This is a genomic window from Falsiroseomonas sp. E2-1-a20, from assembly GCF_051433195.1.
GTDB lineage: Bacteria > Pseudomonadota > Alphaproteobacteria > Acetobacterales > Acetobacteraceae > Falsiroseomonas.
In genome coordinates this window covers 78,095-90,344 of the sequence record NZ_JBHMFT010000020.1, presented here as the reverse complement: position 1 = coordinate 90,344, position 12,250 = coordinate 78,095, and the positions used below count along the sequence as shown (strand labels likewise).

The 12,250-nt window shown below is 70.2% G+C and carries 14 protein-coding genes; 8 read left to right on the top strand and 6 right to left on the bottom strand.

The window, feature by feature from the left end; translation table 11 throughout:
* The 4 genes from ACFHPP_RS21505 to ACFHPP_RS21490 form a co-directional block, all read right to left on the bottom strand.
* Positions 1 to 1,326 (bottom strand): cytosine deaminase (locus tag ACFHPP_RS21505; protein WP_437165285.1); only part of this gene is annotated, 1,326 nt, incomplete at its 3' end.
* On the bottom strand, positions 1,323 to 2,183 hold the full coding sequence (locus ACFHPP_RS21500) for an ABC transporter permease (protein WP_430668810.1): 861 nt from the start codon (positions 2,181 to 2,183) through the stop codon (positions 1,323 to 1,325). The genes ACFHPP_RS21505 and ACFHPP_RS21500, both read right to left, overlap by 4 nt.
* The gene (locus ACFHPP_RS21495; RefSeq protein WP_437165284.1) at positions 2,180 to 2,932 is read right to left on the bottom strand and encodes an ABC transporter ATP-binding protein; all 753 of its coding nucleotides are present in this window, start codon (positions 2,930 to 2,932) and stop codon (positions 2,180 to 2,182) included. Before ACFHPP_RS21495 ends, ACFHPP_RS21500 begins: the two co-directional genes overlap by 4 nt.
* 4 nt (positions 2,933 to 2,936) lie before the next feature.
* Positions 2,937 to 3,956, bottom strand: a complete 1,020-nt coding sequence (locus ACFHPP_RS21490) for an ABC transporter substrate-binding protein (protein ID WP_437165283.1) — start codon at positions 3,954 to 3,956, stop codon at positions 2,937 to 2,939.
* Positions 3,957 to 4,213: 257 nt separating this feature from the next.
* Here ACFHPP_RS21490 and ACFHPP_RS21485 point away from each other — a divergent pair, with 257 nt between their 5' ends.
* From ACFHPP_RS21485 to ACFHPP_RS21455, 7 genes are all read left to right on the top strand, one after another.
* Positions 4,214 to 5,299, top strand: a complete 1,086-nt coding sequence (locus tag ACFHPP_RS21485; RefSeq protein ID WP_437165282.1) for an ABC transporter ATP-binding protein — start codon at positions 4,214 to 4,216, stop codon at positions 5,297 to 5,299.
* A complete protein-coding gene (locus tag ACFHPP_RS21480) occupies positions 5,296 to 6,342 on the top strand; it encodes an extracellular solute-binding protein (RefSeq protein ID WP_437165281.1) in 1,047 nt (348 codons plus the stop codon). The genes ACFHPP_RS21485 and ACFHPP_RS21480 overlap by 4 nt, the downstream gene beginning before the upstream one ends.
* 184 nt (positions 6,343 to 6,526) lie before the next feature.
* Positions 6,527 to 8,230: an ABC transporter permease subunit gene (locus ACFHPP_RS21475; RefSeq protein ID WP_437165280.1), complete on the top strand. Its 1,704-nt coding sequence runs from the start codon at positions 6,527 to 6,529 to the stop codon at positions 8,228 to 8,230.
* Positions 8,231 to 8,316: 86 nt separating this feature from the next.
* Positions 8,317 to 8,676, top strand: coding sequence for a YciI family protein (locus ACFHPP_RS21470; protein ID WP_437165279.1), 360 nt, complete (start codon positions 8,317 to 8,319; stop codon positions 8,674 to 8,676).
* A complete protein-coding gene (locus tag ACFHPP_RS21465; protein WP_437165278.1) occupies positions 8,676 to 9,881 on the top strand; it encodes an RNA polymerase sigma factor in 1,206 nt (401 codons plus the stop codon). The genes ACFHPP_RS21470 and ACFHPP_RS21465 overlap by 1 nt, the downstream gene beginning before the upstream one ends.
* Positions 9,882 to 9,976: 95 nt before the next feature.
* Positions 9,977 to 10,210 (top strand): 50S ribosomal protein L31, encoded by a 234-nt coding sequence (rpmE, locus tag ACFHPP_RS21460; RefSeq protein ID WP_430668818.1) that lies wholly within the window; start codon positions 9,977 to 9,979, stop codon positions 10,208 to 10,210.
* Positions 10,211 to 10,437: 227 nt separating this feature from the next.
* Complete coding sequence (locus ACFHPP_RS21455; protein ID WP_437165277.1) at positions 10,438 to 10,911, top strand: Hsp20 family protein; 474 nt, start codon at positions 10,438 to 10,440, stop codon at positions 10,909 to 10,911.
* A gap of 44 nt (positions 10,912 to 10,955) precedes the next feature.
* Here the strand turns inward: ACFHPP_RS21455 and ACFHPP_RS21450 are convergent, their stop codons facing one another.
* A complete protein-coding gene (locus ACFHPP_RS21450) occupies positions 10,956 to 11,141 on the bottom strand; it encodes a DUF1192 domain-containing protein (RefSeq protein ID WP_430668820.1) in 186 nt (61 codons plus the stop codon).
* A 141-nt stretch (positions 11,142 to 11,282) separates the two neighbouring features.
* On the opposite strand from ACFHPP_RS21450, the gene ACFHPP_RS21445 reads away from it, so the two are divergent.
* Entirely contained in the window at positions 11,283 to 11,855 is a 573-nt protein-coding gene (locus tag ACFHPP_RS21445) for a cell cycle transcriptional regulator TrcR (protein ID WP_437165276.1), read from the top strand.
* Between the two features lie 63 nt (positions 11,856 to 11,918).
* Here ACFHPP_RS21445 and ACFHPP_RS21440 read toward each other — a convergent pair whose 3' ends face one another.
* Positions 11,919 to 12,092 carry a YdcH family protein gene (locus ACFHPP_RS21440; protein ID WP_430668822.1) on the bottom strand — a complete coding sequence of 58 codons (174 nt, stop codon included), beginning with the start codon at positions 12,090 to 12,092 and terminating at the stop codon, positions 11,919 to 11,921.
* Positions 12,093 to 12,250: the final 158 nt, after the last annotated feature.

The window sequence follows — 12,250 nt, the reverse complement described above, 5'->3', positions numbered from 1 at the left end:
GGCAACGCCCACCGTCGCATCCAGCTCCCGGTAGTCCGGCAGCGCGGCGTCCAGCACCTTCCCGGCGCGGAGCACGATGCGGTCGGATTGCGGGCGGGACAGCAACTCCGTCATGAAGCGGGCGGTGAACAGCACGAGGTCGGCGGCAGTGCCGATGCGGATGGTGCCATGCCGGTCCCTGACGCCCATCGCCTCCGCCGGCGTCGTGCCCACCGCGGCGGGCCAGGCGCCGAAGGGATGGTCGAGGTGCAGGATGCGGGCGGACTCGCGAAAAACCTCGGCCATGTCGAGGTCGCCATAGGCGTAGAACGGGTCCCGCGTGTTGTCGGAGGCGAGCGAGACGCGGATGCCGGCCGCGCGCATCTCATGCACCAGCGTCACGCCGCGCCAGCGCGGCGTGCGCCCGGCAACGCGGTCCTGCAGGTACATGTTGCACATCGGCAGCACGACGATGTCGATACCGGCCTCGGCGACCGCGGCGATGGTCTCCCTGGCGAAATCCTCCGGCTGGATCGACAGCGAACAGCAATGGCCGCACTGGATCTTTCCCTTGAAGCCGCGCTTCAGCGCCGTCAGCGCGATCTCGCGCAGGGCGCGGGCGCCGGATTCACCGGATTCATCCACATGCAGGTCGAGGTCGAGGCCACGCGCTTCCGCCAGGCCGAAGAAATGGTCGAGCTCGGCCTGGAAGCTGGCGGGCAGCGCGTCGTGGATGCCGCCGGTGTGGCGGGTGACCATGCCGAGCACGCCGCCGGCCTCCGCCACCGCATCCGCCAGCGTTTCCCCATCCGGTCCCGCCAGGCGGTCCAGCGGGCAGATGGAGGACATCTGCAGCGTGATCCGTCCGGCCCATTCCTCCCGCAGCCGGCGGAACACCTGCCAGGTGGTCAGGCCATGCGGCAGGTAGGTGTCGAGGTGGGTTCGGATGGCGACGGTGCCGTGGGCATGGGCGCAGCGGAGCGCGAAATCGGCGCGGGCGGCGATATCGGCCTCCGACCAGGCGGCGCCGCGGTCGCCCATCACGGCGGTGATCGCGCCGGCGAAGTCGCCGGTCGGGTTGCGGGTGCGCGGCCAGATGTGGCCCTTGTCGAGATGCGTGTGGGCATCGAGGAAGCCGGGCCAGACCTGCCCGCCGCGCAGGTCGATGCCCTCCGCCGCCGTGCCGGCCGGCGCGACGGCGGCGATCTGCCCATGCGAGATTCGCAGGTCGAGCCGCACCAGCCCCTCGATATCCGGCGCCGCGTCCAGGCCCTGCACCAGGGCCGCCGGGCTGCGGGCGTTGCGCAGCCAATAGTCGGGACCGGCGGCGGCGAGGGCAGGCTTCATCGACGTTCCTTCATGGCGCTTTCATGCCAGTGGCGCAGCGCGAGGTGGGAGATCAGGCTCATCGCCAGGAAGATCGCGATGCCGGTCAGCGACACCAGCACCAGCGCCGCGAACATTTTTGGAATCTGCAACTGGTAGCCGGCTTCCAGGATGCGGTAGGCGAGGCCCGAGGCACGCCCGCCGGTGCCGGCGACGAATTCGGCGACGATGGCGCCGATCAGCGCCAGGCCGCCGGAAATCCGCAGGCCGGCGAGGAAATACGGCATGGCGGTCGGCAGCCGCAGGTAGCGCAGCACCTGCCAGCGGCTGGCGCGGTACAGCCGGAACAGGTCGACCAGGTTGCTGTCGGCGCTGTTCAGGCCGAGCGTGGTGTTCGACAGGATCGGAAAGAAGGCGACGATCCAGGCGCAGATCAGCAGCGCGATGCGGATATCATCCACCCAGATGATGATCAGCGGCGCGATGGCGACCACGGGCGTGACCTGCAGGATCACCGCATAGGGAAACAGCGACAGCTCGATGATGCGCGACTGCGCGAACAGCACCGACAGCAGCAGGCCGAGCCCGGCGGCGACGAACAGCGCGGCGAAGGTGATCTGCAGGGTGATGAGCAGGGAGACGGACAGGCTCGACCATTCGCGGATCAGCGTCTGGAACACGGTGACCGGGCCGGGCAGCAGGTAGGGCGGAATCTCGTTGATCCGCACCACGGCTTCCCAGGCGCCGAGTGCCAGGATGCCGATGATGGTGGGCGCCAGGATGCGCAGCCAGGATTCGGCGGTCAGCCCGGCATAGCGCGCCTCGCGGTTCTCCTCCGGCGCATCGGCGGCCTCATTGGCGGAAAGCGTGACGCTCATTCCATCGCCCTCGTCAGCGCGGCCGAGATGTCGCGGCAATGCGCCGCATAGTCGGCGGAGGTGCGGAACACCTCGCCGCGTGGGTAGGGCGCGTCGACCGGCAGATCCTCCACCACGCGACCAGGGCGCGCCGCCATGACGACGATGCGGCGGGACAGGTAGACGCTTTCGAACACCGAATGGGTGACGAAGATGGCGGTGAAGCGCTCCGCTTCCCACAGCGTCAGCAGGTCGTTGTTCAGCTTGTGGCGGGTGATCTCGTCCAACGCCGCGAAGGGCTCGTCCATCAGCAGCAGGCGCGGCTTCGTCACCAGGGCGCGGGCGATGGAAACCCGCATCTTCATGCCGCCGGACAACGCGCGCGGATAGGATTTCTCGAAGCCCGCAAGGCCGACGGAGGCCAGCGCGGCGGCGGCGCGCTGTTCGGCCTCGGCCTTCGCCACGCCGGCCAGGCGCAGCGGCAGCATCACGTTGCGCAGCGCGTTGGACCATGGCGCCAGCGTCGGCTCCTGGAAGACGAAGCCGACATCACCGGTCTTCGAGCCACCGGCCATCTCGATGCGCCCGGCACTTGGGGGGATCAGCCCGGCCATCATCCGCAGCACGGTGGATTTGCCGCAGCCGGACGGCCCGAGCAGGGAGACGAAATCCCCCTGCCCGACTGCGAGGTCCACGCCGCGCACCGCCAGCGTCCCGTTCGCGTAGCGCTTGGTGACGCCCGCGAGCGCGACGACGGCCTGGCCGACCATGCCCTCAGGCAAGACCGACGCGCTTGTTGACGAACTCCAGGCTGTAGGCGCGCTTGAAGTCGAGGCCGGCCGGGTACAGGCCGACGTCGCGCATGCTCTCGTAGAAGGACTGCCAGCGCGCATCGGTCATCGCCCCGATGCCGAGCTGCTGCGCATCGCCGGATTGCACGATGCCGGCCGCGTTCAGCACCCGCACCGCATAGGCGATCTTGGCGTCGTCCATCTCCGGATTGTCGCGCTTGATCGCGGCATTGGCGGCGCCGACATCCTCGCCCTTCATGTAGGCGGTCCAGCCTTCCATCGTCGCGTTGATGAAGCGCTGCACCACCTCCTTCTTCTCCGTCACCATGCGGCGGGAGACGTCGATGGTGGTCTGGTAGTTCTGGTAGCCGGCATCGGCGATCAGGAACACCTTCGGCTTCGCGCCGGCCTGCTCGGCGGCGAAGGGCTCGGAGCTGATGAAGCCCTGCTGGATCGCCATGCGGTCCGCCATGAAGGGGCCGACATTGAAGGTGTAGGGGCGGATCTGTTCATCCGTGAAGCCGAACTTCGCGCGCAGGAACGGCCAGTAGGTTACGCGGCCGGCGGCGCCGATCAGGATCGGGCGGCCCTTCATGTCCTCGAAGGAATTGATGCCGTTGCCCTCATGCGTCATCAGGACCTGCGGGTCCTTCTGCATGATGGCGCCGATGGTCAGGAAGGGCAGGTTCTCCCGCACGTAGTTCAGCGCCTGGAAGCCGTTGGACATGATGAAGTCCACGCGGCCGGCGAGCAGCAACTGGGCCGGGTTCTGCTGCGGGCCGCCCATGCGGACCTCGCATTCGATCCCGTGGCGGCGGTAGATGCCGGCGGCGACCGCCTGGTAGTAGCCGCCATGCTCCGCCTGGGCGCGCCAGTTGGTCTGGAAGGACACCTTGTCCAGCGTCTGCGCCAGCGGCACCCGCGCGCCCGCCACCGCGGACAAGACCAGGGCCGTGCCGCCCGTCAGCAGAATCCGCCGTTCCATCCGATACCGCGTGCGCATGCGCCTGATCCCCCCTCGTCCCTTGCCGGCGGCACCCTGGCCGCGATGCCACCCTATCAGGGCAGCGGCACGAATCCAGCAAGGGTCGTGCCAGCCCCGGTGCGGATTTCGAATCGCGACCAGCGCCCCTTCCGGCGCGCCTTTTAGGCACCCGCACAGGAAACAGGCAATTCCCCGGCCGCCTGTTGCCTGGCAGGCGCTGTCGGCGGCCTGCCCCGTCCTGGCGCGGTGGCACCGGCTTTGCCTAGACTGCACCCGTGCCCGACAGCTCCTCCCCCCACCTGCTCCTCGACCGGCTCAGCAAGCGCTATGGCGCGCAGACGGCCGTGGATGGCGTTTCGCTGGCGGTGGCGCGCGGCGAGTGCATCGCCCTGCTCGGCCCCTCCGGCTGCGGCAAGACCACAACGCTGCGCCTGGTCGCCGGCTTCATCCTGCCCGATGAGGGCCGCATCCTGCTGGATGGCGTGGCGATCGAGCGCGCCCCGCCGCACCGCCGGAAGATCGGCATGGTGTTCCAGAACTATGCGCTGTTCCCGCATCTGACCGCCGCCGGCAACGTCGCCTTCGGCCTCGAGATGCGTGGCGTGGGCCGCGCCGAGCGTGACCGCCGGGTGGCGGAGGCGCTGGCGATGGTGGGCCTCGGCCATCTGGCGGACCGCTACCCCGCGCGCATGTCCGGCGGCCAGCAGCAGCGCGTGGCGCTCGCCCGCGCGCTGGTGATCCGCCCCGACCTGCTGCTGCTGGACGAGCCGCTGTCCAACCTCGATGCCGGCCTGCGCGTCGAGATGCGGGAGGAGATCGCGCGCCTGCGCGACGCCGCCGGCATCACCACCCTGTTCGTGACGCATGACCAGGAGGAAGCCCTGGCGCTGGCCGACCGCGTGGCGGTGATGGACCGCGGCCGCATCGTCGAATGCGCGGCGCCGGGGGAGCTGACGGAACGGCCGCGCCACCTGTTCACCGCCGGATTCCTCGGCGCCCGCAGCGTCATCGCCGGGCGGGTCGAGGGCGGCATGTTCCAGGCGGAAGGCCTGGCGCTGCCACTGCCCGCCGATGCACCGGCGCGGCCGAGCCACCTGGTGCTGCGTGCCGCCCGCCTGGTGCTGCGCCCGGCCGGCGATGCAGGCGGGCCAGGCTTGGTTCTGCCGGCCGTGGTGGAGGCCGCGACCCGGCTCGACGACAGCATCCACTACGAGGTCTCGGTCGGCCCGCACCGCCTGCGCGTGCACCGGCCGAGCGCCGAGCCTGGCTTCGCCGCCGGCACGCCCGTGACGCTGGCGGCGCCGCCCGATGCCATCGCCTGGATCGAAGATTTCTCAGCCGCAACCGGAGCCCTGCCATGACCATCACCACCTCCCGCCGTGCCCTGCTGGCCGGCGGCGCGGCCCTGGCCGCACCAGCCATCTGGGGCCGCGATGCCGTGGCGCAGATCCGCCGCGGCGACGAGTTGACCGTGGGCATCTGGGGCGGGCTGCAGGAACGCATCACCCGGGAATTCTGCGCGACGCCGCTGGAGCGCCAGCACGGCGTGAAGATCAACTATGTTCTGGGCGGCACGCCGGAACGCCGTGCCCGCGCCTATGCCGAGCGCGGCCGGCCGTCCTTCGACCTGCTCTACCTGAACATCTTCGAAAGCCGGCAGGCGGTGAAGGACAGCGTGACGCAGGCGCCCAGCGCCAACGTGCCGAACTTCGCCAACTTGTATCCGCTGGCCCGCATCGGCGGCTACGGCGTGGCGTTCAACCCGGTCACCATCGTCTATGACCGGCGGATGGTCGCGGCGCCGATGACGTCCTGGAAGCACTTCTGGCGCGAGGATCTGAAGGGCAAGGTGATCTGGCCGACCTATCCGGGCGCGCAGGGCACCGCGGGGCTGCTGATGTCGGCCAAGGTCTGGGGCGGGTCCGAGAACAACATCGACCCGGCCTTCACCAAGATCGCCGAGTTGAAGCCCTTCGCCGCCATCCAGGGCAGCCAGGACCAGCTCTACGGCATGTTCGACCAGCAGGTCGGCGCGGCGTCGGTCGAATTCGGCAGCTTCACCCGCACCTACGCCGAGACACGCAACCCGAACATCGTCATCGCGGAGCCCGAGGAAGGCCAGGCGGTCGCCGCCAACTTCGCCTGCATCACCGCCGGCACCCGCAACCAGGCGCTGGCCGAGGCCTTCGTGAACCTGCATCTCAGCCCGGAATGCCAGCAGGCCTATGCCGAGCGCATCTACTACAGCCCGACCATCCGCAACATCACGCTGCCGCCGGAACTGGCCGCGAAGCTCATCATGGGTGAGGCCGCGGTGGAGAAGCTGATCGACTTCGACTGGGACGTGGTGATCCGCAACCAGCCGCGCTGGTCCAGTCGCTTCACGCGCGAGATCGCCGGGTGAAGGCCACGCCAGCGAAAGCCCTCTCCCCCGCTGGGGGGAGAGGGTTGGGTGAGGGGGGCAGCGCAACAAAATCAATGCGGCGCCGGCCAGCTCTTGAGCCACGTCACCCAGCGATATCGGTTGGTCCTGCCGCACGGCCCCCCTCACCCAACCCTCTCCCCCCGCCGGGGGGCGAGGGCTCGGCATGACGGGGCGACCTGGCGCGGGCTTCCTCGCCGCGCCCTACGTGCTGTGGCTGCTGGCGGCCTTCGCCGCGCCGTTGGGGGCCGTGCTGCTGCTGTCCGTGCAGGACAGCAGCGAGATGTTCGCGCCGCTGTCACTGGTGCCGGCCGGGACGCAGTACCAGGAAATCCTCGGCGACGCCTTCTTCCGGCGGCTGCTGCTGAACACCACGCTGCTCGGCCTCGGCGGCGCGGCCGCGGCGACGCTGCTGGGCTACCCGATGGCGCTGTGGCTGACCCGGCTTTCGCCGCGCGCCAAGCCTTTCGGCTTCGCCATCATCCTGGTGCCGCTGCTGACCAATGTGGTGGTGCGCTCGCTCGGCATCATCCTGCTGCTGGCGCCGCGCGGCGTGGTGTCCGGATTCGCCCAATCGCTCGGCTTCCCGCCGGTCAACCTGCTGTTCAGCTGGTTCGCGGTCGGGCTCGCGCTGGTGCAGGTGTTCCTGCCCTTCATGGTGCTGGCGCTGTACGATGTGCTGGAATCGCAGGAAAAGCGGCTGGAGGAAGCCGCGGCGGGGCTCGGCGCCGGGCCGGCGATGCGCTTCTGGCGGGTGACCTTTCCGCTTTCGCTGCCCGGGCTGCGCGGCGGGCTGACGCTGGTCTTCCTGCTGGCCTCTACCGCCTATGTCTCCGCCATGCTGGTCGGCGGGCGGCAGGTACTGGTCACCGGCATGCTGGTGCTGCGGGAGGGGTTGGAGAACCTGAACTATCCGCTCGCCTCCGCGCTGGCGGTGCTGATGCTGGTGATTTCCATCGCCGTCACCTTCGTCTTCGCCCGCATCATCGGCGCCTTTACGCCCTGGGTCCTGGCGCGGGCGCCGCGCCGGCTGCCAGGGCTGCCGCCGGCCCTGCGCCGCGCCGTGGTGTGGCTGGCGGAGGCCTCGGCGCCGGTGGTCTATCCGGTGCTTCTGGCGTGCGGCATCGGCATCCTGATGTTCCCGCTGCTGCTGGTCGCCGTCGCCTCCGTGAATGACAGCCCGCAGGCCACCGTCGCACAGTTCCTCGGCTTCACCTGGAAATGGTACGCCGCGGTCCTGCAGAACGAGCGCTACCTGTCCGATGCCTGGACCAGCCTGCAATTGGCGCTGTGCTGCGTCGTGATCTCCCTGTCCCTGGCCCTGCCGGCCGCCTTTGCCCTGGTGCGGGCGGGGTTCCGGGGGAAGGAGACGCTGGGCGCCTTCCTGATGCTGCCGCTGGCGCTGCCAGGCATCGCCATCGGCCTCGGCATGCTGCGGCTGCTGCAATGGTTCAACCAGGTGCCGCCGTTCCTGGGCGTGCTGGCGGTGCATGTAGTGCTGGTGGCGCCCTTCATGCTGGCGCTGCTGCGGGCTTCCGTCGCACAGCTCGACCTCGGGCTGGAGGAAGCGGCGCAGGGCCTCGGCGCAACCCCCACGCGCGTGTTCCGGCGCGTCATCCTGCCGCAGCTCGCTCCGGGCATCGCGGTGGCCTGCGTCATCGGCTTCCTGCTGTCCTTCGGCGAGGTCACCGTCACCGCCTTCCTGACCACGGCGCGGCTGCAGACCCTGCCGGTGCGGATCTATGCGGAGGCGACGTTCAGCCTGGAGAATACGGTGAATGCCATCAGCACCATCTTCATCCTGGTGACGGTGGCGCTGCTGGTGCTGGTCAACCGGCTGATGCCGCTGGACCGGGTCTGGAAGCGGTAGTTTCTTCGGAAGCCGGTCGAAACGGCCGGCCCTCGGGTGTCATCGTATTGGGCAGGTCATCTGCCCGCACGCGAAAGGACAGCCCGATGCAGTACATGCTCATCATGACCGAGACCGAGGCCGAGTTCGCATCCCGGGACAACCCCGAGAAGGCCGGCGCCTATTGGGGCGGCTGGACCACCTTCATCGGCGCCATGCGCCAGGCCGGCATCATCGTGAATGGCGATGGGCTGCAGCCGCCGCACACCGCCACCACGGTCCGCATCCGCGACGGCCGCCCGGTGGTGCAGGACGGGCCCTTCGCCGACAGCAAGGAACAGCTCGGCGGCTACTTCATCATCGAGGTGCCGGACCTGGATACGGCGCTGGCCTGGGCGGCTCGCTCGCCTTCCGCGCTCAGCGGCTCGGTCGAGGTACGGCCCGTGCTGCCGCCCATGCCAAGGTAATGGACGGCGCGCGGCAGGCGGCCATCCGCACGGCGGAACTGGCGGCACGAAGCTGCTACGGCCGCCTCGTCGCCCGGCTTGCCGCGCGGTCGCGCGACATCGCCGGCGCCGAGGATGCGCTGGCGGAGGCCTTCGCCGCCGCGCTCCGCACCTGGCCGGAGCGTGGTGTGCCGGCGGCGCCGGAGGCCTGGCTGCTGACCGCGGCGCGCAACGCGCAGATGAACGCCGGCCGCCACCGCCGCGTGCGCGACGCGGCGGCGGCCGAGATCGAGCGGCGGGCGGAGGAACGCGCGGCACGCGAGGCCGGCTTTCCGGACGAGCGGCTGAAGCTGCTGTTCGTCTGTGCCCACCCGGCCATCGATGCGGCAGTGCGAACCCCGCTGATGCTGCAAGCCGTCCTGGGGCTGGATGCCGCCCGGATCGCCGCCGCCTTCCTCATGGCGCCCGCCGCTATGGGCCAGCGCCTGGTCCGCGCCAAGGCGAAGATCCGCGATGCCGGGCTGCGCTTCGCGGTGCCGGAGCCGGAGGAGATGCCGGCCCGCCTGGCCGAGGTGCTGGCCGCAATCTACGCCGCCTACGGCACGGGGTGGGAGGCGCGGCAGGCCGGGCTGGCGGAGGAGGCGATCTACCTCGGCCGGCTGCTGGTGGAATTGCTGCCGGCGGAGCCCGAGGCGCGGGGCCTGCTCGCCCTGATGCTGTATTGCGAGGCCCGGCGGGAGGCGCGCCGCGATGCCGAGGGGCGCTTCGTGCCGCTCGGCCGGCAGGATGCGCGCCGCTGGTCCGGCGCCATGATCGGGGAGGCGGAGGCGCTGCTGGCAGAGGGTGCGCGGGCCGGCCGCTTCGGCCGCTACCTGTGCGAGGCGGCCATCCAGTCCGTGCACATCCAGCGCCCGGTCACCGGCCGCACGGACTATCGCGCGCTGCGCCTGCTGTACGACCTGCTGGGGGCGCATGAACCCAGCCTCGGCGTGCTGGTGGCGCGCGCGGCGCTGCTGCTGGAAGCGGGCGATGCGGCGGCGGCGCGGGTGGCGCTGGATGCGCTGGAGGGCCGGCAGGTGGCGGGCTACCAGCCCTACTGGGTCGCCCTGGCACGCCTGCTCCGTGCCGAAGGCCGTGCCGCGGAGGCCGAGGCGGCGCTCGGCACGGCGCTGAGCCTGACCGACGATGCGGCGCTGCGGGAGTTCCTGTCCCTGCCGCCGCCCTGAAGCGCCGGTTGCGTGGCCGGAGTGCATCCCCTATAGCCCGCCTTCCCGCGCCTGCCGGTCGCTGTCGGCGGGCCCATTTGCGCGAGCACCCTGCGATGAAGCCCGACATCCACCCGGAATACCACACCATCAACATCATCATGACGGATGGTACGACCTTCACCACCCGGTCCTGCTACGGCAAGGAAGGCGACACCATGCGCCTCGACATCGACCCGAAGTCGCACCCGGCCTGGACCGGCCAGCAGCGCGTGATGGACACCGGCGGCCAGATCGCCAAGTTCAACAAGAAGTTCGCCGGCCTCGGCGTGCGCAAGCCGGCCGCCTGATCCCTTCCGGATCGTGGGTGCGGGGCGCGTTTCCGGGTGGCCGGGAACGCGCTTTTTGCGTCTGACGACGCCTCTTGAAGCGCGCTTCGGCGCTGACTAACTCCTGCGCTGCCAACGGTGCCCGATCGGGGCCGGAGGCGCGGAGACCGAGACGACACCGCCCGTTCGCGGGGGCGCCGGACCGGTGATCCGCGGCACAACCGACCTTGCTATCGCAGGAGGTCTTCATGAACGCGCTTGATTTCTCGCCCCTGTTCCGCTCCGCCATCGGCTTCGACCGCATGGCCCGCCTGGTGGAAACCGCCCGCGCGGCGTCGGAGGGGCCCAGCTACCCGCCCTACAACATCGAGAAGACCGGTGAGGACAGCTACGTCCTGACCATGGCCGTCGCCGGCTTCGGCCCCGACGACATCGAGGTCACGGCACATGACAACACGCTAACGGTCGCCGGCAAGGCCAGCCCGGCCCCGGCCGAGAACGGCCGGGTGCTGTATCGCGGCATCGCCGGCCGGGCCTTCGAGCGCCGCTTCGTCCTCGCCGACCATATCGTCATCGAGGGCGCGCAGCTCGAGCATGGCCTGCTGCACGTCGCGCTGCGCCGGCAGGTGCCGGAGGCGCTGAAGCCGCGTCGGATCGCGATCCAGGCGGCCCAGGGCCAGAAGGTGCTGGAGAACGAGGCGCCGCAGGCCCAGGCGGCCTGACGCACGATCGACCGGGCCGGCGGAGCGATCCGCCGGCCCTTCCCTTACTCGGCTTTGCGGAAGAAGGCGTCCGCCGCGCTGCGATGCGCGTCCCGCTTGCCGATCTCGGCCTCGGCCCGGGCGATTTCGGCGCGAAGCTGGGCGATGTAGGCGCGCAGATCCGTCACGTCCCAGCGGTCCAGCACCGCCGGCTGGAAATGCCCCTTCGGGCGTGGCCCCTCCTCCTCCATGCAATCCTCCATCCTCTGCCGACCATCCCTGGGGCTTTGACCCGACCCGGTGCGCTCTCTATATCCGATCATGACGAGGCGCGGGCGCCCCGGTGAGCAGGCGTGCTTGCTCGGGCCGCGGCCCGAACCACCAAAGGGTCCATGATGAAGACGCCCCTGATGCCGAAGGCCACCGCCGTGTGGCTGATCGAAAAGACCTCGCTCAGCTTCGAGCAGGTCGCCGATTTCGTCGGGATGCACCCGCTCGAGGTCCAGGCCATCGCCGATGGCGAGGTGGCGCAGGGCATCGTCGGCTACGACCCGGTCGCCAACGACCAGCTGACGCGGGAGGAGATCGCCCGCTGCGAGGCCGACCCGGCCGCCCGCCTGGTACTGACCGAACGCTCCACGCCGCTGCCGAAGCAGCGCAGCAAGGGCGCGCGCTACATCCCGGTGGCGAAGCGGACGGAACGGCCGGATGCCATCGCCTGGCTGCTGCGCAACTACCCGCAGCTGTCCGACCCGCAGATCGTCAAGCTGCTTGCGACGACCAAGGAGACCATCGCCAAGGTGCGGGACAAGACGCATCCGAACACGGCGAACATCAAGCCGCGCGACCCCGTCACGCTGGGGCTGTGCACCCAGACGGCGTTGAACGAGGCGGTGGGGACGGCGAATGATCGCCAGGGCGGGCCGGCGGCCCAGGCCCAGCCGCGGGACGACGCCGCGGCTTAACGGTGGGGCGGCCGGAGGGTGGCGGGGGGTTTGATCCCCCACGCCGGACTTCGTCGCGGGCCGCTAGTTCGGGCGGCTGCGCAGCTTCTCCATCTCTTCTTTCAGTCGAAGCTTCTCGCGTTTCAGGCGGATGACTTCCAGATCGTCGGGGCGGGGGCGTCCGGCCTCCTCGGCCAGTCGAGTCTCGAGCGTCGCGTGCCGCGCCTCAAGGGAGCGGATACGGGCAGCCTCGGCCATGCGCAATCATCCTTGTCCGTTGCCTTGCGGGGCAGCGGCGGCACGATCCACGCCGGGGGCGGGCGCCGCAGGACATCGACAGGCGGCTGAACCGACCCCGGGCGCGCAACCGTCCCTTCTGCGCCCGCGCTAGGCATGTTATGCGGCTGGGAGGCGCT

What these genes read in the sequence shown, in the direction of transcription:
- ACFHPP_RS21500 (WP_430668810.1), bottom strand. Translation starts at nt 2,183, where the DNA reads ATGAGCGTCACGCTTTCCGCCAATGAGGCCGCCGATGCGCCGGAGGAG.
- ACFHPP_RS21475 (WP_437165280.1), top strand. Translation starts at nt 6,527, where the DNA reads ATGACGGGGCGACCTGGCGCGGGCTTCCTCGCCGCGCCCTACGTGCTG.
- ACFHPP_RS21455 (WP_437165277.1), top strand. Translation starts at nt 10,438, where the DNA reads ATGAACGCGCTTGATTTCTCGCCCCTGTTCCGCTCCGCCATCGGCTTC.
- ACFHPP_RS21465 (WP_437165278.1), top strand. Translation starts at nt 8,676, where the DNA reads ATGGACGGCGCGCGGCAGGCGGCCATCCGCACGGCGGAACTGGCGGCA.
- ACFHPP_RS21490 (WP_437165283.1), bottom strand. Translation starts at nt 3,956, where the DNA reads ATGCGCACGCGGTATCGGATGGAACGGCGGATTCTGCTGACGGGCGGC.
- ACFHPP_RS21480 (WP_437165281.1), top strand. Translation starts at nt 5,296, where the DNA reads ATGACCATCACCACCTCCCGCCGTGCCCTGCTGGCCGGCGGCGCGGCC.
- ACFHPP_RS21445 (WP_437165276.1), top strand. Translation starts at nt 11,283, where the DNA reads ATGATGAAGACGCCCCTGATGCCGAAGGCCACCGCCGTGTGGCTGATC.
- ACFHPP_RS21470 (WP_437165279.1), top strand. Translation starts at nt 8,317, where the DNA reads ATGCAGTACATGCTCATCATGACCGAGACCGAGGCCGAGTTCGCATCC.
- ACFHPP_RS21440 (WP_430668822.1), bottom strand. Translation starts at nt 12,092, where the DNA reads ATGGCCGAGGCTGCCCGTATCCGCTCCCTTGAGGCGCGGCACGCGACG.
- ACFHPP_RS21450 (WP_430668820.1), bottom strand. Translation starts at nt 11,141, where the DNA reads ATGGAGGAGGAGGGGCCACGCCCGAAGGGGCATTTCCAGCCGGCGGTG.
- rpmE (WP_430668818.1), top strand. Translation starts at nt 9,977, where the DNA reads ATGAAGCCCGACATCCACCCGGAATACCACACCATCAACATCATCATG.
- ACFHPP_RS21495 (WP_437165284.1), bottom strand. Translation starts at nt 2,932, where the DNA reads ATGGTCGGCCAGGCCGTCGTCGCGCTCGCGGGCGTCACCAAGCGCTAC.